The organism is Nonomuraea sp. NPDC049158 (assembly GCF_040648335.1).
Taxonomy (GTDB): domain Bacteria; phylum Actinomycetota; class Actinomycetes; order Streptosporangiales; family Streptosporangiaceae; genus Nonomuraea.
The window spans coordinates 71086-90573 of the sequence record NZ_JBEZDM010000019.1 but is presented as its reverse complement, the minus strand read 5'-3'; the positions used below and the strand labels follow the sequence as shown (position 1 = coordinate 90573).

The 19488-nt window shown below is 70.3% G+C and carries 20 protein-coding genes; 12 read left to right on the top strand and 8 right to left on the bottom strand.

The window, feature by feature from the left end; genetic code table 11:
• Nucleotides 1–22: 22 nt before the first annotated feature.
• The 3 genes from AB0B61_RS34090 to AB0B61_RS34080 are packed head-to-tail and all read right to left on the bottom strand — an operon-like array spanning nt 23 to nt 2259.
• Nucleotides 23–1210, bottom strand: a complete 1188-nt coding sequence (locus tag AB0B61_RS34090) for a CU044_5270 family protein (RefSeq protein WP_358440761.1) — start codon at nt 1208–1210, stop codon at nt 23–25.
• A gap of 32 nt (nt 1211–1242) precedes the next feature.
• A complete protein-coding gene (locus AB0B61_RS34085) occupies nt 1243–1800 on the bottom strand; it encodes a sigma-70 family RNA polymerase sigma factor (protein ID WP_358440758.1) in 558 nt (185 codons plus the stop codon).
• A 54-nt stretch (nt 1801–1854) separates the two neighbouring features.
• Nucleotides 1855–2259, bottom strand: coding sequence for a methyltransferase domain-containing protein (locus AB0B61_RS34080; RefSeq protein ID WP_358440755.1), 405 nt, complete (start codon nt 2257–2259; stop codon nt 1855–1857).
• Nucleotides 2260–2271: 12 nt separating this feature from the next.
• Between AB0B61_RS34080 and AB0B61_RS34075 the strand changes: the two genes are divergently transcribed.
• Both AB0B61_RS34075 and AB0B61_RS34070 read left to right on the top strand, forming a co-directional pair.
• Nucleotides 2272–2502 (top strand): hypothetical protein, encoded by a 231-nt coding sequence (locus AB0B61_RS34075; protein WP_358440752.1) that lies wholly within the window; start codon nt 2272–2274, stop codon nt 2500–2502.
• A 10-nt stretch (nt 2503–2512) separates the two neighbouring features.
• Nucleotides 2513–3691 carry an acyltransferase gene (locus AB0B61_RS34070; RefSeq protein ID WP_358440750.1) on the top strand — a complete coding sequence of 393 codons (1179 nt, stop codon included), beginning with the start codon at nt 2513–2515 and terminating at the stop codon, nt 3689–3691.
• On the opposite strand, the gene AB0B61_RS34065 is transcribed toward AB0B61_RS34070, so the two are convergent.
• On the bottom strand, nt 3621–4811 hold the full coding sequence (locus AB0B61_RS34065; protein ID WP_358440747.1) for an MFS transporter: 1191 nt from the start codon (nt 4809–4811) through the stop codon (nt 3621–3623). The two genes, AB0B61_RS34070 and AB0B61_RS34065, sit on opposite strands and share 71 nt — an antisense overlap.
• 60 nt (nt 4812–4871) lie before the next feature.
• Here AB0B61_RS34065 and AB0B61_RS34060 point away from each other — a divergent pair, with 60 nt between their 5' ends.
• A complete protein-coding gene (locus AB0B61_RS34060; protein WP_358440744.1) occupies nt 4872–5843 on the top strand; it encodes a winged helix-turn-helix domain-containing protein in 972 nt (323 codons plus the stop codon).
• Nucleotides 5844–5873: 30 nt separating this feature from the next.
• Nucleotides 5874–6467 (top strand): helix-turn-helix transcriptional regulator, encoded by a 594-nt coding sequence (locus AB0B61_RS34055; RefSeq protein ID WP_358440741.1) that lies wholly within the window; start codon nt 5874–5876, stop codon nt 6465–6467.
• 14 nt (nt 6468–6481) lie between these two features.
• On the opposite strand, the gene AB0B61_RS34050 is transcribed toward AB0B61_RS34055, so the two are convergent.
• Nucleotides 6482–7210 carry a helix-turn-helix domain-containing protein gene (locus AB0B61_RS34050; protein ID WP_358440739.1) on the bottom strand — a complete coding sequence of 243 codons (729 nt, stop codon included), beginning with the start codon at nt 7208–7210 and terminating at the stop codon, nt 6482–6484.
• A 218-nt stretch (nt 7211–7428) separates the two neighbouring features.
• Between AB0B61_RS34050 and AB0B61_RS34045 the strand changes: the two genes are divergently transcribed.
• From AB0B61_RS34045 to AB0B61_RS34035, 3 genes are all read left to right on the top strand, one after another.
• On the top strand, nt 7429–8613 hold the full coding sequence (locus AB0B61_RS34045; protein WP_358440736.1) for a cytochrome P450: 1185 nt from the start codon (nt 7429–7431) through the stop codon (nt 8611–8613).
• 215 nt (nt 8614–8828) lie between these two features.
• Nucleotides 8829–9158: a PadR family transcriptional regulator gene (locus AB0B61_RS34040; protein ID WP_358440734.1), complete on the top strand. Its 330-nt coding sequence runs from the start codon at nt 8829–8831 to the stop codon at nt 9156–9158.
• 88 nt (nt 9159–9246) lie between these two features.
• Complete coding sequence (locus AB0B61_RS34035) at nt 9247–10485, top strand: serine hydrolase domain-containing protein (RefSeq protein ID WP_358440731.1); 1239 nt, start codon at nt 9247–9249, stop codon at nt 10483–10485.
• 996 nt (nt 10486–11481) lie between these two features.
• Here AB0B61_RS34035 and AB0B61_RS34030 read toward each other — a convergent pair.
• Complete coding sequence (locus tag AB0B61_RS34030) at nt 11482–12300, bottom strand: MBL fold metallo-hydrolase (RefSeq protein WP_358440728.1); 819 nt, start codon at nt 12298–12300, stop codon at nt 11482–11484.
• A 109-nt stretch (nt 12301–12409) separates the two neighbouring features.
• Between AB0B61_RS34030 and AB0B61_RS34025 the strand changes: the two genes are divergently transcribed.
• The 5 genes from AB0B61_RS34025 to AB0B61_RS34005 all read left to right on the top strand — a co-directional run bounded on the left by AB0B61_RS34025 (nt 12410) and on the right by AB0B61_RS34005 (nt 18193).
• Nucleotides 12410–13018, top strand: a complete 609-nt coding sequence (locus AB0B61_RS34025) for an XRE family transcriptional regulator (protein WP_358440726.1) — start codon at nt 12410–12412, stop codon at nt 13016–13018.
• A gap of 143 nt (nt 13019–13161) precedes the next feature.
• Entirely contained in the window at nt 13162–13380 is a 219-nt protein-coding gene (locus AB0B61_RS34020; protein ID WP_358440723.1) for a hypothetical protein, read from the top strand.
• 96 nt (nt 13381–13476) lie between these two features.
• Nucleotides 13477–15177, top strand: coding sequence for a tannase/feruloyl esterase family alpha/beta hydrolase (locus tag AB0B61_RS34015; protein ID WP_358440721.1), 1701 nt, complete (start codon nt 13477–13479; stop codon nt 15175–15177).
• A 33-nt stretch (nt 15178–15210) separates the two neighbouring features.
• Entirely contained in the window at nt 15211–16506 is a 1296-nt protein-coding gene (locus AB0B61_RS34010; RefSeq protein WP_358440719.1) for an erythromycin esterase family protein, read from the top strand.
• Nucleotides 16507–16549: 43 nt separating this feature from the next.
• The gene (locus AB0B61_RS34005) at nt 16550–18193 is read left to right on the top strand and encodes an FAD-dependent monooxygenase (protein WP_358440717.1); all 1644 of its coding nucleotides are present in this window, start codon (nt 16550–16552) and stop codon (nt 18191–18193) included.
• A gap of 330 nt (nt 18194–18523) precedes the next feature.
• On the opposite strand, the gene AB0B61_RS34000 is transcribed toward AB0B61_RS34005, so the two are convergent.
• The gene (locus tag AB0B61_RS34000) at nt 18524–19102 is read right to left on the bottom strand and encodes a TetR family transcriptional regulator (RefSeq protein ID WP_358440714.1); all 579 of its coding nucleotides are present in this window, start codon (nt 19100–19102) and stop codon (nt 18524–18526) included.
• The gene (locus AB0B61_RS33995; RefSeq protein WP_358440712.1) at nt 19099–19425 is read right to left on the bottom strand and encodes a multidrug efflux SMR transporter; all 327 of its coding nucleotides are present in this window, start codon (nt 19423–19425) and stop codon (nt 19099–19101) included. The genes AB0B61_RS34000 and AB0B61_RS33995 overlap by 4 nt, the downstream gene beginning before the upstream one ends.
• Nucleotides 19426–19488: the final 63 nt, after the last annotated feature.

Sequence of the window (19488 nt, the reverse complement as noted above, 5' to 3'; positions counted from 1 at the left end):
CGTGCGGGCCTCGACGCCCGCGTCAGGCCGGGACGTCTCCCAGGCGGTCGGCCCAGCCCATCCGCTCCAGCGCCACCCGCAAGAGCGGCTGCCCCTTCTCCACGACCTCGTACTGCAGCAGCTCGGCGGTGTCCTCATCGATGATCATCCGGAGCTCCACCCCGTCGATCCCCGGCGTCGAGAGGGCGACCCCGGTACGCCCCACCGCGTCGGTGACCCGGCCTTGCGAGGTGATCCCGTCCCGGCCGGCCAGCACCTTGAACAGGGCGGAGCGGGTGCCGGGCGTGATCGGCGCGGTCATCAGGTCCACGCCCGTCTGCCACAGATAGACGGCCCTGCCGATCCGTGCGCTGTTGGGGCTCTGCTTGAACAGCGTGTCCAGGCGGCGCTTCAACGCGTCCTCGCCGGTGGGCAGCCGCGCGATGTTCTGGATCGTCAGGCTCGGGTTGTCGATCGACAGGACCCGCTCGCTGCTGTCGTCGCGGGTGGTAGGCCTCTTCACCGCCAGCTCGGGTGAGCCCGCGGCCTTCCAGTCGGCCTCGTCCTGCGGGGAACCGAAGGTGACGCTCACGTCCGGGTCTCGTACGTAGCGGCTGGCCGCGCCCGGCTTCATCGCGCGCCAGGTGTCCTGCGTGTCGGTGGTGAAGGCCAGGTACGGCAGCTCGGATTGCTTGAGCTTGGTCATCTTCTCGGTGATCTCCTTGCGCTGGGCGGCGAGTTCGCCCGGCTTGTCCTTGAGCTCTTTCTCCTTCCGCTGCTCCTCGGCCAGCAGGGCCTTGATCTGGGTCATGTAGTCGCCCGGCACGACGTGCACCTTCGAGAAGGTGCGCTCGCGGACGTACCAGTAGCGGCCGGACGTGGCCGGCTCACGCACCGCGGTCGCGGCCGCCGCGAGCAGGAACGAGCGGGCGTTCACCGGCTCGGCCGCGATCGCGGTCCGCGCGGTGCGAGGCAGAGTGGGAGAGGTGGTGGCGGTCGGGGGCGCGGTGTTCGAGCCGGTCACGACGATCACCGCCGCGGCGGCCACTCCGGCCGCGGCCGTGCCCGCGACCAGCAGGAACGGGGCCCGGATCCGGCGCCGGGACGGCGGCGCGGAGCGGGCTGTCCGGAAGGCGGCGGCCAGGTCGGCCGCGCGGCGCCGCTGGTGGGCCTCTTCTGTCATCTCCTCCAGCTCCATCGGCTTGAGCTGGGCGAACAAGCGGTCGGTCATGTCATTCTCCGGGTGGTGGGGTGCTGCGGGCATCAGGTCTCTGGGTGCTCTTGGAACCGGCCACCGGCCGTACGGGCTCGCGGGCGCGTACCGCCCGGCTCCAGGCGCAGCGCGGTGGCGAGCCGTTTGCGCGCGCGATGGAGCCGCACGTTGTACGTCCGGACCGAACAGCCCATGACCGCGGCCGCCTGCTCGGGCGGCAGGCCGTACCAGGTGGCGAACACCATCGCCTCCACGTCCTGCTCCGGCAGGGCCGACAGCGCGGCCAGCGCGCTCTCCCTGTCGATGACGTGCTCGGCCACGTCCCAGCCGACATGGTCGCGCGAGGTGGTCAGCGCCGTGATCCGGTCGACCAGAGCCTGCCGGCGATGGCGCGAGTCGCGCTGCTTGGCCAGCAGGTTGCGCGCCACGCCGAGCAACCACGGCAGCGGCGGCTCGGGCAGGTCGTCCAGCCGCCGCCAGGCGACGAGGAACGTCTCACTGGAGACGTCCTCGGCCGCGTCACGCTCGGCGCGCAGCAGCGCGTAGCCGAGCACGCTCCGGTAGTGCCGGTCGTAGAGGTCGGTGAATCGTTCTTGAGGATCGTCCACACCCAGTAGTCCCTCTGGCCGCTCCCGGATTACCGCATCCCACCCGGAATCTCGTCAGTTGCCCGGTTTGCGGGCCCAGAACAGGGCGTGCCCGCTGTCCCCTTCCGGGACGAACTCCTCCGCGGTGACCTCCAGCCCGGCCGCACCCAGCCAGGTCCGGTAGGTGGCCGCGTCCGCGTGGCTCCACCACATCGTCGTGTCGCCGCCGAGCCAGCAGTCCTCGGTACCGGTCCAGGACTCCCAGCCGGTGGTGACCAGGAACCGGCCCGCGGGCCGCAGCCAGGCGGCGACACGCTCGATGAGCGCGGGCTGGCGCTCCAGCGGTAGGTGGATGAGGGTGTACAGGCACACGATCGCGTCGAAGGAGGCGCCCGGCAGATCGAGGGCCGTGGCGTCGCCCCGGTAGCGGTAGGACAGCTCGTCGTAGCCGCGCCGGACCAGATCGGTTTCCTCGCTCATGGGGGTCAGGCTATGAGCGCATCACGTGCCAGGCACGGAGAACGGCCGGCCGCGTCCTTCGCGGGCAGCCAGGCGAAGGCCACGCCGATGCGCTCGGAGGACGGGTCGTTCCAGTTCAGCGGGACCGAGATCGCGCCGTCGCAGCGGCTCACCGCTTTGGCGCAACTGACCCGCGTGATACTTCGGAGCTACGCCAAGGGTGCGCTCCCCAGGGGGAAGCCGACCACAAGGGGCGATCCGTAGCTTCGGCGCCATGGCATCCTCCCAGCTCATCCGGCGGATCGAGGCATCGACCCCGGCCGGCCGCGACCGGGGCGTCGACGCGCTGCGCGCCCTGGCGATCCTCGGGGTGGTGCTCGGCCACTGGCTGGTGACCGCCGTGGTCGTCGGCGACGGCACGCTGCGCGCCGCCAGCCCGCTCAAGCACCTGCCCGAGATCACCCCCGTCTCGTGGGTGTTCCAGACGCTGGCGGTGTTCTTCCTGGTCGGTGGACAGGTGGGGGCGAAGGGTCACGCCGGCGCCCGCGCTCGCGGCATGACGTACGGGCGGTGGCTCGGCGGGCGGATGGCCCGGCTGTTCCGGCCGGTCGTGGCCGTGCTGGTGGTGTGGGCCGTGGTCGCGGGCGCGCTGCTGGCCTCCGGGGTCGCGCTGGACACCGTGCGCGTGCTGGTCAAGCTGGTGCTGTCGCCGATGTGGTTCCTGCTGGTGTTCGCGGTGCTGACGGCGCTGACCCCGCTGGTGGCCCGGCTGCACCCGCTGTGGCCGCTCGCCGCCGTCCTGCTCGGCGACCTGATCCTGTACTGCCTGGACGGGCCGGCCTGGCTCGGCTGGGTCAACGTGGTGGCCGGGTGGCTGGTGCCGTACTGCCTCGGCGCGGCCTGGGCCCGGGGCGACCTAAGCGGCCGTGGGATGAGCTGGGCGCTGCTGCTCGGCGGCGCGGCCACCGCGGCCGGGCTCGTCCTGTGGGCGGGATATCCGGCCGCCATGGTCGGGGTGCCCGGCGCCCCGGTCTCCAACCTCGACCCGCCCTCCCTCGCGGCCGTCTGCTTCGGCCTCGCCCAGTGCGGTGCGGCCCTGCTTCTCCGAGGCCCGCTGCGCCGGGCGCTGCGCCGCCCGGCCGCCTGGGCGGCGGTGGCGCTGGTGAACCTGTCGGCGATGACGATCTTCCTGTGGCACCAGACCGCGCTGATCACGGTCACCGTGGCCGGGCTGTTCGTGAGCGACGCGCTGCCCGGTCTGCACACCGCTCCGGACGGTTTCGGGTGGGTGCTGGCCCGGTTGGGCTGGCTGCCGGTCTTCGGGGTGGCGTTGCTGGTGTGCTGGGGCGTGGCCCGTACGTACGAGCAGGGACCGCCTGAGGTCAGGCGTGGACGCTTTCCCGGGCGGCGGCGTCACGTGGGTGCCGCAGCCCGGGGGCCAAGGTCAGGGTGACCGTGACCGAGGCCGCCGCCAGCACCGTTATCGCCGTCGCGGGCGAGGTCAGCTGCGCGACGGCACCCGCGAGCGCGGCGCTCACGCCCTGCATGGTGACCATCCCCGAGGAGTGCAGCCCCAGGGCATGCCCGCTCAGCTCCTCCGGAGTCAGCGCCATCAGGCGCTCCTGGAGCAGCAGGCTCGCGGCGTACCCCGCCGAGGCGAGCACGATCGCCGCCACCGCGACGGGCAGCGCCGGGCGCAGGATGAAGATCAGGTACGGCAGGGCGAGCAGCAGGCACAGCGGCACCCGCAGCCGCTCCCTCAACCGTGGCGGCACGAACCGGCCGGCCACGACGTCACCGGCCAGCATGCCGAGCGCGGCACAGGCGAACAGGAGTCCCGCCTGCTCGGGCGCGTACGGCACGAAAAGGGACTCGCAGCCGACGATCAACCCGTTGGGCACCCACATGGCGAGGTAGACGTAGCGGCGCGGCCTGGCCGACCACAGCCGGGCGTTGTCCCGCCAGGTGTCGGTGATCGACGGCCGTCCGGCGGCCCTCGGCGGCCGGCGGCTGAGGCCGAAGCGGGCCACGGCCGCCGCGGTGAGGTACAGGGCCGCGCCGGTCAGGAGCGCGCCGCGCGGCGACAGGACGGCCACGAGCACGCCGCCGAGCGCGTACCCGCAGATCTGCACGGCGCCGTCGGACATGTTGAACATCGAGCGGCCGAGCAGGTACCCCTCCCGCGTGAGGATCTCGTTGAGCAGCCCGTAGCGCACTCCCCCGCCCAGCGAGGCGATCAACCCCTGTCCCAGCAGCAGCGCGAAGACGGCCCACACCGCCAGCCCCGGAACGGCCTGCGCGGCGGTGACCATGCCGAAGACCAGCGCCAGACCCGTCAGCGCGGCCCGCGGCGGTAACCGGTCGGCCGCCGACAGCAGCGTGGCCGCCCCGATCACCTGAACCAGAGCCGGGCCGAACATGGCCAGAGCCGACAGCAGCGGCGACCCGGTCGCCGAATAGACCAGCGTTCCCAGGGCCAGCCCGCTCACTGTGTAGCCGGCCCCCTGCACAGCGGAGGTCAGGAACAGCGGCGTGAACTCCGGCGTCCGGAAAAGCTCGCGATAGGTGCGCATGGCGGACAGTGTCGGGGGCCCTGTCGGCGGGGGGTTAATGTTTCGCTGGGAGGCGAAACCATGGGCTGGTGGCAGGTCAACGCGGACACGCTCGCGGGCAGCCGGTTCGTCGTCTCACCCCTGGCCGAGGCCATCGCGAGCTTGAAGACCCTGGAGCGGGGCACGGCCGCCCACCCGGGCGAGCGCGCGTGGCTCGACGCCCACCTGCCCGCCTACCGCGCCCGGCAGGCCAGTGACCCGATCACCGCGCTGCTCATCCAGGCCGCTCTGGGCCGCAGCTGGAACGCCGACTTCCTCACCCCCACGCCCCCCGACGACGCCGAGCCCGTCTTCGAGCAGGAGCTCGCACGCATCCGCGACACACCGCCCGAATCCGCCCGCGCGGACCTGACCGTGTCGCTCGGCGGTCCCCTGCCCGCCCGGCTCCACCGCGGCGACCTGCCGGAGCGCACCGCCGACGTGCTGGAGTGGGTGTGGACGCGAGCGGTGCTCCCCTACTGGCCGCGCCGCCGGCGCATCATCGAGGCCGACGTCATCGCCCGCACCGCGCGGCTGAGCCAGGGCGGCTGGGCGGCGACCCTCGACGACATGCGCCCCGGGATGCGCTGGCTCGGCGAGAACCGGCTGCAGATCAGCACGTACGACTACCCGCCGCGCGAGCTGTCCGGGGCGCGGCTGATGTTCGTCCCCGTCACCCCGAGCCAGAGCTGGGTCTCGTGGGACACGGCGCACCGGCACGCCGTGGTGTACCCGTGCTCCGGGGCGCTGGCCGAAGCCGGTGGCGCGCCCGTGCCCGAGGCGCTGGGCAGGCTGCTCGGGCCCGCGCGGGCGAACGTCCTGATGCTGCTCGACACCCCGAAGAGCACCACCCAGCTCGTCGCGCTGACCGGTCAGGGCCTGGGCTCGGTGGGTCGCCATCTCAAGGTCCTGCTCGACTCGGGGCTGGTACGGCGCCGGCGGGCCGGGCGGTCGGTGTTCTATGACCGTACGGATGCCGGAGAGGTGCTGGTGAGCGCGCAGTCAGGCGGCTGAGGTGTTTGCCGTTGTGGCAAGGTGGATTTCATGGACGATGACGAGCCGGCCCTGGACGACGTTCTGCATGCCGTCGGGCCGCGGCTGCGGACCCTGCGCCAGCAGCGCGGAGCCACTCTGACCGAGCTGTCGGAGTCGACCGGCATCTCGATCAGCACCTTGTCGCGGCTGGAGTCCGGGCAGCGCCGGCCGACCCTGGAGCTGTTGCTGCCCCTGGCGCGCGCCCATCAGGTGACACTGGACGAGCTCGTCGACGCGCCGCCCACCGGGGACCCGCGCGTGCAGTTGCGCTCGTTCCAGCGCTTCGGCTCCACTTTCATCCCGCTCACCCGGCGGCCCGGCGGGCTTCAGGCGTTCAAGCAGGTCATGCCGCCGAACTGGCCCGGCACCGAGCCCGATCCCCGCGTGCACGAGGGCTATGAGTGGCTCTATGTCCTGGCCGGGCGGCTGCGCCTGGTTCTCGGCGAGCACGACGTGATCCTCACGCCCGGCGAGGTGGCCGAGTTCGACACGCGTATCCCGCACTGGTTCGGCAACGCCGGCCCCGAGCCGGTCGAGGTGCTGTCCCTCTTCGGCCCGCAGGGCGAACGCCTGCACGTCCGCGCCCAGCCCAGCGGGAAGTGATTCACTTCGCGCTCTTACCTGCTCGCGGCGCGTCGCTTCGCCGCGAGCGCCTCCCGCCAGTGCTCGGCCTGCTGAATCATGTCCTCGCTCGTGTGCTTGAGGAACTGGCCCACGTACTCTGACCGGGCGCCGGCGGGTGTGGCGGGGCCCAGGATCTCGGCTCCCTCCAGGGCGGTGTCGGCCAGCATGATGTTTCTCTGCGCGCTCATCAGGAACGCCTGGTACCAGACGTCGTCGTCGATGATGTAGCGCTCACGCCGCCGCCGGGCGTCGCGTTCGCGCCTGATCAGCCCCTGCTCCTCGAGGTAGCCGACGGCCATGGAGATCGACGCGGGGCTGACCCGTAGCCGCTGGACCAGCTCGGCGGCGGTGAGGCTGCCGCTGTCGGTGACGTACAGGCAGCTCAGCACTCTGGCGATCATTCGTGGGAGTCCCTGCTGGGCCAGCAGTGCCGTGACTCGTTCGGTGAAGTCGTGCACCGCTTTGGGGTCACGTCCGTATGCGGCGGTGGCGGCGGGCGCGGCCGGCGCCGAGGGGGTCCGGCGACGGCGGGCGCGCCCTTCGGTCGCCTGATGCGCCTGATCGGCCCGGTAGCCGCTCGATCCACCGTTGCGCATGACCTCCCGCGTGATGGTCGATGTCGGCCGGGCCAGGCTCCTGGCGATCTCGGCGTAGGTGAGTCCCTCGGCCAGTCCCGCGGCGATCTGCCGGCGGTCCTGATGGGTCAGCCTGCCTCCTGGCACGTCGCCTCCTGTCGTTCGGTCCGATGGACATTATTGCGTTCGCATGCACCCCATTGCAACTCGATAGTTGCATTCAGGCGCAGGGCCATTGCAATTCTTACCGCCTTTAACCAGCGTAAAAGCCGAAGTATCGGTTAAGCGGATTGACATTTGCATTGAATGCAACGTAGCTTTTGGCAAGTTCTAAAGGCGTACTATCGCGACTTGAAGGAGTAGAGATGAACGTCTTGGCAGGGCTTCCCATGACGCGCCCCGCAGGCTGTCCCTTCGACCCGCCCGAGGAGCTGGCGCGGCGGCCGCTGAGCCGGCTGGCCTTCCCCGACGGGCACGTGGGCTGGCTGGTCACCGGCCACGCCTTGGTCCGCGCGGTGGTGGCCGACCCCCGCTTCAGCTCTCGGCACGAGCTCATGCGCTCCCCGATGCCCGGGGCGGAGACCATGGAGCAGCCCCCGCCCGCGCCGCCCGGAATGTTCATCGGGATGGACCCGCCCGAGCACACCCGCTACCGCAGCCTGCTCACCGCGAAGTTCACCGTCCGCCGGATGCGCCTGCTCACCGAGCGCGTCGAGCAGATCACCGCCGAGCTCCTGGACGCCATGGAGCGGCACGGCCCGCCGGTGGACCTGGTGACGGCGTACGCGCAACCCATCCCCGCGCTGATGATCTGCGAGCTGCTCGGCGTCCCCTACGCCGGTCGCGAGGCCTTCCAGCGTCACGCGGCGACGGTGAACGACAACGACACCACACTGGAGGAGCGCTACGGCGCCTTCGCCGCGCTGCAGGAGACCCTGCGCGAGCTCGTACTCGCCAAGCGCGCCGAACCCACCGACGACCTGCTCAGCGACCTGACCACCGGCGACCTCACGGATGAGGAGCTCACCAACATCGGGGTGCTGTTGCTGGGCGCCGGTCTCGACACCACCGCCAACATGCTCGCTCTGGGCACCTTCGCCCTGCTGTCCCATCCCGGCCAGCTCGCCGCCCTGCGCGCCGACCCGGGCATCGCCGACCAGGCCGTCGAGGAACTGCTGCGCTACCTGAGCATCGCCCACACCGGGATGCGGACGGCGCTGGAAGACGTCGAGCTGGACGGTCACCTGATCAAGGCCGGTGACGCGATCGCCGTCTCGGTCCAGGCCGCCAACCGCGACCCGGCGAAGTTCGCCGACCCCGACACTCTCGACCTGCGCCGGAACGCCGCCGGGCACACCTCCTTCGGCCACGGCGTCCACCAGTGTCTCGGCCAGCAACTGGCCCGCGTCGAGATGCGGGTCGCCTTCCCCGCGCTGGTCACGCGCTTCCCGACGCTGCGCCTGGCCGTCCCGCCGCAGGACGTGCCGCTGCGCGCCCACTCGGATGTGTACGGCGTGCACCGGCTACCGGTCACCTGGGACGAGGCGTGAACCGAGGGACGGCCTGACCGGCTTCGCGGGATGACCCTGGGTTCCTGCGCAAGCCGGGCGGACGCTGGCTGATCGCCGTAGGCCGTTGGCGCCGTCGCCCGCGGGCGCGTGCCGTCTTCGCTCGCGCTTCAGCTATTCGGTGTTGCTATGTACCAGTAGTCAGCGTTACTGTGTACTCGTAGTCAGCAGTGCTGAGTAGCTGAAGGGAGCGTTCTATGGGCAAGCAGATGACGGAGATGCTCAAGGGAACGCTGGAGGGCATCGTCCTGGCGATCCTGTCCGGCCGGTCCGCGTACGGCTACGAGATCACGGCGTGGCTGCGGGATCAGGGCTTCTCCGACATCGCCGAAGGCACCATCTACGCGCTGCTGGTCAGGATCGAGCAGCGCGGCCTGGTCGACGTGGAGAAGGTCCCGTCCGAGAAGGGGCCGCCGCGCAAGGTGTACTCCCTCAACGCCCAGGGACGGGCGTACCTCGAAGAGTTCTGGAAGACCTGGAGCTTCCTCACCGAACGGCTCGAACAGCTCCGCGAAGAAGGCAGCTGACCGGCGCCATCGAGCGCGCCGTCGGCTGGAACACCAGAAAAGACTGGGCCCCACGCCCGGACGAACACTGTAAATAAGGAGATCCATGATGGGAACTGGTAAGAGTAGCTTCTCCGAAGCGGGGCTGCGGAGGCTGCGCGAGGTGCTGGCGCGGTATGTCGAGTCCGGAAAGATTCCCGGACTTGTCGCCCTGGTCGGCCGGGGTGAGGAGACGCACGTCGAGGCGATCGGGACGATGCGCCATGACGGTGGCGCGCCGATGCGCCGCAACACGATCTTCCGGATGGCCTCGACGACCAAGCCGGTCGCGGTGGCGGCGACGATGGTGCTGCTGGATGAGTGCCGGCTGCGGCTGGACGACCCGGTGGATCAGTGGCTGCCCGAGCTCGCCGACCGGCAGGTGCTCAAGCGCGCCGACGGCCCGCTGGACGACACCGTGCCGGCACGGCGGCCGATCACCGTACGGGACCTGCTCACCTCCACGTGCGGGCTCGGACTGGATATGACGGCGCGGACCGCCCCGATGATGAGCGCGTTCTTCGAGCAGGGGGTTTACGGCCAAGCGGACGGATGGATGTTGCCCGAACCGGGGCCGGATGAGTGGATGCGCCGCCTGGGCACGCTGCCGCTGATGTACCAGCCCGGCGAGCGCTGGCTGTACAACGTCAGCGACGACGTGCTCGGCGTGCTGGTGGCCAGGGTCACCGGCCAGTCGTTCGAGGAGTTCCTGCGCGAGCGCATCTTCGATCCGCTGGGCATGAAGGACACCGGCTTCCACGTGCCCGCCGAGAAGATCGACCGGCTGCCGCCCCTGTACGCCCCCGACTGGCAGACCGGCGAGTTCCACGTGGAGGACGAGGCCGACGGCGGACACCACAGCAAGCCTCCGGCGTTCCAGTCAGGCGGCGGCGGACTGGACTCCACCGTCGACGACTATCGCGCCTACTTCCGGATGCTGCTCAACCACGGGATGCACGGGAACCAGCGGATCCTGTCCCGGCCCGCCGTCGAGCTGATGACCACCAACCGCCTCACACCCGAGCAGACAGCCGCCCGGCAGACGTGGGCCCGCAGCGTCGTCCATCTGTCACATGGCCAGGGGCAGCACGGCGGCTGGGGCTTCGGCATGGCAGTGCGCACCTACCGCGGCGACTACGCGCCCACCGGCCAGTTCGGCTGGGACGGCGGAACCGGCACCACCACCTACGCCGACCCGCACAACCAGCTCGTCGGCCTCCTGCTCACCCAGACCGGGATGTCCACCCCGGATTCGGCGCGGGCCATCCACGACTTCTGGACCACCCTCTACCAGGCGATCGACGACTGACCCGCCTACCAGAGGCGACGCCATCGGGTGCTGAGCCGCATCACTTTCCCGCCTGATGCGGATGAGGGCCCGGCGAATCTTGGCGATGAGGAAGGTGAAGACCCTGTCCTTCGCTCGGCCGCGCCACACGGCACCGGCGAGGAGCGCGCCCACCAGGAGAAGGGCGGCGGGAAGACAGGTCGCTTTCCCGGGTACGAGCGCTAGCGCCTCATGCAGGTGGGTCGCGCATTCGCCGGCGCGTTCACGGTCCCGGTGAACGGCCAGGGAAGCGTAGAACGCGAGCTTACGCGACGCCCACTGAGAGAGTTCGCCCAGCTCGTTGACGAACATCCCCACGATGATGGTCCCGAAGAGGAACCCGAGGAAGGCGTCCATCGGCGGCCCCCTCGAGGGAGCGGCGGGACGCGGCAGGGGCTGCGGTCGCTCGTACGGTAATCGTCGGGTCGCGTAGCTCCCGATGATGCCTGAAGGCTCGCATCTTCAGCAGAAGCTGCTGTTCGGGCAGGGCAGTGGGGCCGCGGTTGAGCGCCTCCAGGCTTCTTTCGAGAAGATCCAGGTAGCGAAGGGGCGTACGTGACTCGCGCGTCGTTCTCCAGCCACCAGGAAGTGACACTGCCTGATACGTCTGACGTATCCACCCACTTCGCGTTCGCTCTGTTTGAGAGACGGCGAGCCTCGACCGCGCGTCGGGCTCTATGTCGATGTCCATGACATGAGCGTAGATCTCACGGAATGTGGAGGAACGGAAACGTACGCTATTTCACCAGCTCACTGGGAGCGCGTGACCGTCATTGACGGAGGGGCGCTATTTCACCAGCTCACTGGGAGCGCGTGACCGTCATTGACGGAGGGGCGCGCTGGCGTACGTTCCCGTTCCGTCGCACATCTCGACGTCGCGGTTGGGTCAAGGGCCGGCTCGGCTTGATCATTGACAGCGCGGCATCCGGTCGACCGGCCTCCGAGGAGGCCGGCGCGGCCCGGAGCCGACAGGCTCGATCAGCCGATCGGTGGTGCGAGGTATTCCAGCGCGTAACCGTCGCCGGAGGAGGTTACCCGGGCGATGCCGGGTGAGTCGAGGTGGGCGCCGGCTACGAAGTGGTGTGGTTGGGTCAGTTGTTCGAGGAGGGCCGCTCGCGCGGCGCGGGCCTGGGACTGGTTGCCGTCGAGCTCCCAGGACACGTTCGGCTGATCGAATTGGAGCGTGGGAACGTGGACGGTGTCGCCCCAGACGAGAAGGTGGCCGGTGCCGCTCCTGACGTCGTAGACGGTGTGGCCGGGTGTGTGGCCCGGTGTCGGGATCGCGGTGATCCAGTCGTTGATCGCGACCTTCTCCGACACGGGTACGACCCGGTCGCGGATCGGCTCGAGCCGCCCCGTGAACACCGAGGTGTCGCCCGCGCCGATCCACACGCGCTCGAGTTTGGTGAACGCCTCTGAACCGTCCGGCGCGATCAGGCCGCTCACGTGGTCTTCGTGCTTGTGGGTGATGGCCACATCGGTGACATGCGCGCGGTCGATTCCCGCTTCGTCGAGCGCGTCGTAGATCAATCCCATGGTGGGGTCGTGCCAGGCGTTGGACGCGCCGGTGTCGATGAGAACCGACCGCGTGCCGTCGGTGACGAAGAAGGCGTTGACCGACAGCCGCAAGTTGTCGCCGGCCAGCGGGACGGCGGCCGGCAGCTCATCGAGCGTGCGCCCATCCTCGTCGCGGAGCCGTGTCGGCGGCATGTCGATGTATCCGTCTCGCAACGAGATCACCTGCAGGTCGCCGAATTCGAACCTGGCATGGTGCCGGCCACTCGAGATCAAACGCATGGAACCTCCGTCGTATGGGCGCACATCGCGTCTCCTATAGAAGACTCTATCTTCTTTAGAAGAAACTCTACACTGTGGTCAGCGAGGTACCCAACGATCGAGGAGCACGGTGGTCGAGCAAGACGGCAACGCGGCCGAACCACAGCACGGTGACGACCTGGCCGGCGCGTTCGGCGGTAACGTGCGGCGACGCCGCGAGGAGGCGGGCCTGACGCTGGAGCAGCTGTCCACACAGTCGTCGGTCAGCCGGGCGATGCTGTCCAAGGTCGAACGCGGCGAGAAGAGCCCGACGATCGGCGTCGCGTCCAGGATCGCCCACGCGCTCGACGCGTCGCTCTCGGACCTGATCGGTGCGCCGGCTGCTGCCGCGTCTGGTGTGGCCATTGTCATGCGCAAGAACGATCGCCCCGTTTTCCGTGACCCGGAAACCCGCTTCGAGCGGCACATGGTGTCAGCGGCCCCGGGCGCGGGAGGAGCCGAGATGGTCGTCCACTACCTCCCCGCGCAGGTCTCTACCGGACTGCTGCCCGCGTATCCGCCGGGTACGGAGAAACAACTCGTGGTGCTCGAAGGCATCCTCACCGTCGCGATCGGCGGGATCAGCGAGACCCTGAACACAGGCGACTCCCTGTTCTTCCAAGCCGACGCGGACCACGGCTTCGCCAACCGAACGAACGCTCCCTGCGAATACATCATGGTCATCTCGCGCAGAACCTGATCGGCCGCGGCTCGCTAACTTGCCGCCTGCACCGGCGGAGGAGTTCGCCCTGTGCCTGCCGCACGCACTGGCCCGACGAGTCCATCCTCGACGGCTCCTGGGAGCCCCCGGCGGTCGTCCGCGGCGGAGCCCCGAACGCTTACGTGGCCGGGCTCGCGCTCGCCGTCTGCGGGGCGGGCATGGGCGCCACGATGGTGCTCGGCGGCTGGCTGGCCACCACCTACGACCTGCGCACCCCGCTCTACGCCGCCGCCGGCCTCCTGCTCGCCGTGACCGCCGTCACCGCGACCATGACCGTCGATCGACCTCGACCTGGAGCGGGCCCAAAAGCCATTGCCGCCCATCCCCGCCTTCCGTCATGATCAGGTATGGCGATGACGCAAGTACTGCTCGCTTGTGTACGGGGTCGGACGCCGGGCCGCGCCGGCCGCACCGCTGGAGTCCGGGCGCTATCGGTTGTGCTCGCCGTCCTCGCCGTCCTCGTGATGGCCGGCGGTGGCCAGGCCGCGGCCCGTACGGCCGTAGCCGGGGTGCCCGCCGAGGCGCGCGGTTCGTCCTCCGGCCCTCCCGTGGTGCTGCCGAGGATCGACTGCGCGGCCCTCGCCGGGCAGGACCTGTCGGGGACGCCCGGCGCTCCGGCGATCATCGGGTCCGCGACCGCGACGACCTCGCCGGTCGGCTGGGCGGCCTGCGAAGTCAAGGGAACCGCGGCGCCGCAGATCCAGTTCGACGTGCTCCTCCCCACCGAGACGTGGCGGCAGCGGTATCTGCAGACCGGGTGCGGGGCGTTCTGCGGGAGCGTCGACATCTACGCCGACGCGACGGACGGGTGCGTGCCGCTGACCCGCGGCGACTTCGTCATAGCCACCGGCAACGGGGGGCACGTCGGCGTCTCCGGCTTCGACGGCACGTTCGGTGCCGATCCGCAGCTCCGGGTCGACTTCGGCTACCGGTCCGACCACGTCGTCGCGCTCGTCGCCAAGCGGCTCATCGCGCTCTACTACGGACAAGGCCCGCGCTACTCCTACTTCGACGGCTGCTCGCAGGGCGGCCACGAGGGGATGACCGAGGCGCAGCGCTACCCGCGTGACTTCGACGGCATCGTCGCCGGCGCCCCGGCGTCGTTGCTCACGTCGCTCATCGTGTGGTCCGCGGGCTGGCACGCCACGGCCAACACCGACGCGCGGGGCCGGCCCATCATGACCGCTGCCAAGCTTCCCGCGCTGCACGCCGCCGTCATGCGCGAGTGCGACGCACGGGACGGCCTGGCCGACGGCCAGATCGACGACCCGCGTGCCTGCGCGTTCGATCCGCGGAGCCTGCGCTGCGCGACAGGAACCGACAGCGCGGACTGCCTCACCGACGCGCAGATCGATGCCGTACGCAAGCTGTACGACGGGCCACGCGATGAGCGGGGCCGGCGCATGTACCCGGGGGGCGAGCCCGTGGGCTCGGAAGCGAACTGGGCCCGCTGGGTCACCCCGACCGCCACCGGCGCCCCGGCCGTGGCCGAGGGCAACGCGACGAACGCGCTGAAGTACCTCGCCTACCCGTCTGCCCGGCCGTCGGCGACACTGCAAGACCTGCGCTACGACTCGGCGACGTTCCGCGATATCTATCAGCAGGCCGGCGTCTACGACGCGAGCGACCCCGACCTGACGGCCTTCCGCGCCGCGGGCGGCAAGCTCCTCCTCTGGCACGGCTGGGCAGACCAGGCGATCTCGCCGTACGGGACGATCGCCTACTACCACGCCCTCACCGAGCGCATGGGCGGGACGGACGCCACGCAGCGGTTCGCCCGCCTGTTCATGCTGCCCGGCGTCGCCCACTGCGGTGACGGTCAGGGGCCGGACGCGATCGACGCGCTCACCCCCACCGTCGCCTGGGTCGAGAACGGCGTCGCCCCCGACCGGCTCGTCGCCACGAAACGCCAGGACGACACCGTCGTACGGACCCGGCCGGTCTACCCCTATCCGACCGTCGCACGCTACGACGGCAGCGGCAGCATCGACGACGCGGCGAACTTCGCACCGACACCGCCGCCCACGCGCTACGAGGACGACATCCCCTGGCTCGGGTCGTTCCGCTCCGGCTACGAGCAGACCTGCGGCTGGCACGACGGCCGCTGGTCCTGCACCCTGGCGCAACGGCCGAGCTAGCTGGGCGGCTTGGCCAGGAGCTGGTTGCCCAGGATGTCGGCGGTCGATCCTGCTTCGTCCCACCCCAACCCGTTCACCGGCTGGCTCGGCGGCCATGCCGCCCCGCTCGCCCACCTCGACCCTGAGGCGCCGCTCGATGACCTGGAGCCGTTGCGCGACATCATCGGCGACGCCCGCGTCGTCGCCATCGGCGAGAACTCCCACTTCATCCATGAGTTCTCGCTCATGCGCCGGCGCATCCTGCGGTTCCTGGCGGAACGCTGCGGTTTCACCGTCCTGGCCTTCGAGTACGGCTTCAGCGAAGGCTTCCCCCTGGACGCCTGGGCCCAGGGGGAAGGCACGGACGATGAGCTGGCAGCCCATCTCGCCGCGGCGATCCCCGTGGGAGTCGATGAGCCGCTGCGCTGGATGCGCCGGCACAACGCCACAGCCGGGGTGCCGGTGCGTTTCGCCGGCATCGACATCCCGGCAGCCGGCGGATCCTTGCTTCCCGCGCTGGCCCCGGTCGCCGACTACCTCCGCGAGATAGATCCCGAAGTCCAGCCGCTGATCCAGCAGGCGATGCGGATCGCCGAGTCGTTCGCCGGTGCCTCCGCGGCCTCGGCCGCACCGGCCTGGACCCGACTGGCCGCCGCGGAGCAAGACGCTCTCAGCGCGATCCTGATGCGCCTGCTCATCCGGTTCCGTGCCGTCGAGCCGCTGTACGTCTCCCGTGGGGATCAGCACAGCTACGACATCGCCCTGCGCCGCCTCGAGGCCGCCTGCCACGCCGACTACGGCTTCCGTGCCATGGCCGGCCTGTACGCCGGCAACGGCCTGACCGCCGACACCTCGGCCCGGGACGTCTACATGGCCGGGTCGATCCTGTGGCACCTGGAGCGCTTCGCACCCGGGACCCGCATCGTGCTGGCGGCCCACAACGCCCACATCCAAAGGACGCCGGTCTCCTTCAACGGCCACCTCACGGGGCTCCCCATGGGACAGCACCTGCACAACTGGCTGGGCGATGACTATTTCGCCCTCGCCCTGACCAGCGTCACCGGGCAGACCGCCGACATGCGCCCCGACGAGAACGCGCGCTTCGGCTTCGCCATCGACGACATCGCGTTGCAGCCGCCCGAGCCGGGCAGCATCGAGGCCGCCTTCGCCGACGCCGATCTCGGGCTCAGCGTCGCCGACCTCCGCCGCGCCCGCCACGAGACCGGCCCCACCGCTTCCCCCGACCGCATCCGCATCCAGAGCGCCTACGTGCACACCCCCGTCCTCGACGCGTTCGACGGCATCCTCAGCACTCCGACCTCCACCGTGGCCGACGATGTCGCGAGCTGAGAAGCAGCCTGGAAGCGAACGACACGATGGAAAGGCCATCGATATGAAGCATCACGCCCAACCCGTCGTCCAGGAGATCGCCGGTCTACGGCAAGATCCTGGACGTGCCGCGGAGTTGTCAGAACCCACGAAGAAAGCCCGCGAGGAGGAACAGCCGGTGATGGACGCCGACGTGATCATTGTGGGCGCCGGCCCGACCGGTCTGATGTTGGCCGCCGAACTGCGCCTGGCCGGGGTGCGGCCGCTGGTGCTGGAGCGGCAGCCGCGGCGCCGCGACACCCCCAAGGCCGGTGGCCTCGGCGGGCAGATCCTGGAGCTGCTGCGTTACCGGGGCCTGCTGGAACGATTCGAAGCGGCCTGTACCGACCCTGTGCCGGCTCCCCGCTTCCCCTTCGGCGGTGTGCACCTGGACTTCACCCAGCTGGCGGATCCCCCGCTGCACGCTTTGCCACTGCCGCAGCAACTGCTTGAACGGCTGCTGGACGAACGCGCCGGCGAGCTCGGCGTCGACGTCCGCCGCGGGCACGAGGTGATCGCGGTGAGCCAGGACGAGGCCGCGGTGACCGTGAACGTGCGAGGCCCGGACGGACCGTACCGGGTGATCGCCCAGTACCTCGTGGGGTGTGACGGCGCGCGCAGCCGGGTCCGCGACTGGACCGGCATCGGCTTTCCCGGCACCATCTACCCGGAAGTCAACCGGCTTGCCCAGGTGACCCTGCCCGAGACGGTGACCGTGCTCGGCAACGGCGATCTCGACGTGCCCGGTTTCGGCGTCATCCGCGCGGGTTTCACCCGGACCGACCGTGGTCTGTTCGGCTGCGGCTCCTCGCCCGGCTCCCAGATCGTCTCGCTCTACACCATCGAGGACGAGAGCACCGAGTACGACGACGACGTACCGATGACGGTGGCCGAACTACAGGACAGCGTCCGTCGCGTGCTCGGCGCGGATCTGCCCGTGGGAGAGGCGCTCCGGCTGTCGCGTTTCACCTTCAAGGCCCGGCAGGCCGAACGCTACCGGGCCGGGCGGATCCTGCTGGCCGGTGATGCGGCACATCTGTTCCCGGCCACCGGAGTGGCACTCAACGCGGGCATGCTGGACGCGGTCAACCTGGCCTGGAAGCTGGCCGCCGACATCCACGGCTGGGCGCCGACCGGCCTGCTGGACACCTACCACGCCGAACGCCACCTCGCCGGCACCCGAACCATGCTGCACACCCGAGCCCAGGTGGCGCTGCGGCGCGGGCACGACGCGGCCGCCGAGGCGCTGCGAGAGGTCTTCCAGGAGCTGCTCACCGACGAGCAGCCGCTGCGCCGCATGGGAGCGCTGGTCGCCGGCGCCGACATTCGCTACCCGATGCCCGGTACGAGCCCTCACCCGCTGGCCGGTACCTTCGCCCCCGACCTCACCCTGCACAGCGACCAGGGCATGACCAGCGTCGCCGACCTCCTGCACCCTGCCCGGCCGATCCTGCTCGACCTCGCCGACCGCCCAGAACTCCGCGAAACCGCTCAAGCCTGGCGGCAACGCGTCGACATCCACACCGCCAAGACCGATCAGAGACCCGCCGATGTCCTGCTGATCCGGCCGGACGCCCACATCGCCTGGGCCGCGACCGTCGACGAACCCGCCGGCAACGCCGTACCCGCGCTGCGCGAAGCACTCTCCGGCTGGTTCGGCACGCCCTGAAATGGTCCAGGCATCCGTCAGCGCGGCATCATGCCCTGCTCAGCGGCCGGCTCGGTGCCGATTCCCACGGTGATGGCGCCGAAGAAGTCGACCGTCTCGCTGGTGGTACGCCTCGTCCGACGGACAGCGGGCGGCGTATACGGTACGCCGGATCATGCCGTACTCCTTCAACACGGCCGCCATCGCGCTCTGAAGCGGCGCGTCAGCAGCCGGCCTGCCCGGTAGGCGGGGTGCTTGGGGCCGCCACGGGTGGAACCTCGGCCTCGGCGGCGCGCAGCTTTGGCGCGGTGGCGTACTTGACCATCTGGTCGTACTGCTTCTCTCGTACCTCTACCGGGGTGCGTGGTCGCCGGTGCCGATGAGGGCGGATAGGGCGGTGGTGAGGGTGGCGGTGTCGAGGGGCTGGTCGTGGATGAGGGCGTGGAGGAGGACGCCGTCGATGAAGGCGGCGATGGCCTGGGCGGTGGCGTGGCCGGTGCGGGGAGCGAGCAGGTCGGTCAGGCCGTCGAACCACAGGCGGGCGGCGGGCCGGAGTTCGGGCCGGTGGCTGGCGGCGAGATACAGCTCGTCTTGCGTGCGGTGGCGCTGGGGTGCGGCGAGGTAGGCGGTGGTGAGCTCGGCCAGGGCGGCGGCCAGGTCGGTGGCCTGCCGCAGGTCACGGGCCATCTCGTCCAGGCCCTGGCGAGACAGGGCGGCGATGTGTTCCAGAGCCGCTTGGACGAGGTCGGCCAAGTCGGTGAAGTAGTAGGTCGTAGAGCCCAGGGGGACATCGGCGGCTGCGGCGACCTTGCGATGGGTGAGGCCGCTGACGCCTTCCCCGGCGATGAGCCCGGCGGCGGCCTCGACGATGGCGCGACGCCGGCCGGATGGATCGCGGCGGCTCGACGCGCCCCTCCCGGCGTCGCTCAATGCGCCCCTCCCAGGTTCAACGTGACCACTCCGGCGATCACCAGCGCGACCCCGAGCACCTTGGTCACAGAGATCGGCTCACTCAGGAACAGTACGCCGATCATCACGATCAGCGCCGTGCCCAGCCCGGCCCACACCGCGTAGGCCACTCCGATCTGCAGCCCCCGCGCGATCCCCTGCGCCAGGGCCACGAACGACACCGCATAGCCGGCCAGGCAAGCCACCGTCGGCCACAGCCGGGTGAACCCCTCCGTGCTCTTCAACAGGCTGGTGGCCGCCACCTCCGCCGCGATCGCCAATGCCAGGAACGCGTACATCACCATGATCAGACACCTTTCGTGTACGTTTGTACATGTACAAACGTACACGAAACTCGGCGGTGGCAT

Bases quoted from the DNA above. Each gene is read 5' to 3' on its own strand.
- AB0B61_RS34090 (WP_358440761.1), bottom strand. From the start codon at position 1,210: ATGACCGACCGCTTGTTCGCCCAGCTCAAGCCGATGGAGCTGGAGGAG.
- AB0B61_RS34080 (WP_358440755.1), bottom strand. From the start codon at position 2,259: ATGAGCGAGGAAACCGATCTGGTCCGGCGCGGCTACGACGAGCTGTCC.
- AB0B61_RS34075 (WP_358440752.1), top strand. From the start codon at position 2,272: ATGAGCGCATCACGTGCCAGGCACGGAGAACGGCCGGCCGCGTCCTTC.
- AB0B61_RS34070 (WP_358440750.1), top strand. From the start codon at position 2,513: ATGGCATCCTCCCAGCTCATCCGGCGGATCGAGGCATCGACCCCGGCC.
- AB0B61_RS34065 (WP_358440747.1), bottom strand. From the start codon at position 4,811: ATGCGCACCTATCGCGAGCTTTTCCGGACGCCGGAGTTCACGCCGCTG.
- AB0B61_RS34060 (WP_358440744.1), top strand. From the start codon at position 4,872: ATGGGCTGGTGGCAGGTCAACGCGGACACGCTCGCGGGCAGCCGGTTC.
- AB0B61_RS34055 (WP_358440741.1), top strand. From the start codon at position 5,874: ATGGACGATGACGAGCCGGCCCTGGACGACGTTCTGCATGCCGTCGGG.
- AB0B61_RS34045 (WP_358440736.1), top strand. From the start codon at position 7,429: ATGAACGTCTTGGCAGGGCTTCCCATGACGCGCCCCGCAGGCTGTCCC.
- AB0B61_RS34040 (WP_358440734.1), top strand. From the start codon at position 8,829: ATGGGCAAGCAGATGACGGAGATGCTCAAGGGAACGCTGGAGGGCATC.
- AB0B61_RS34035 (WP_358440731.1), top strand. From the start codon at position 9,247: ATGGGAACTGGTAAGAGTAGCTTCTCCGAAGCGGGGCTGCGGAGGCTG.
- AB0B61_RS34030 (WP_358440728.1), bottom strand. From the start codon at position 12,300: ATGCGTTTGATCTCGAGTGGCCGGCACCATGCCAGGTTCGAATTCGGC.
- AB0B61_RS34010 (WP_358440719.1), top strand. From the start codon at position 15,211: ATGTCGGCGGTCGATCCTGCTTCGTCCCACCCCAACCCGTTCACCGGC.
- AB0B61_RS34005 (WP_358440717.1), top strand. From the start codon at position 16,550: ATGAAGCATCACGCCCAACCCGTCGTCCAGGAGATCGCCGGTCTACGG.
- AB0B61_RS33995 (WP_358440712.1), bottom strand. From the start codon at position 19,425: ATGGTGATGTACGCGTTCCTGGCATTGGCGATCGCGGCGGAGGTGGCG.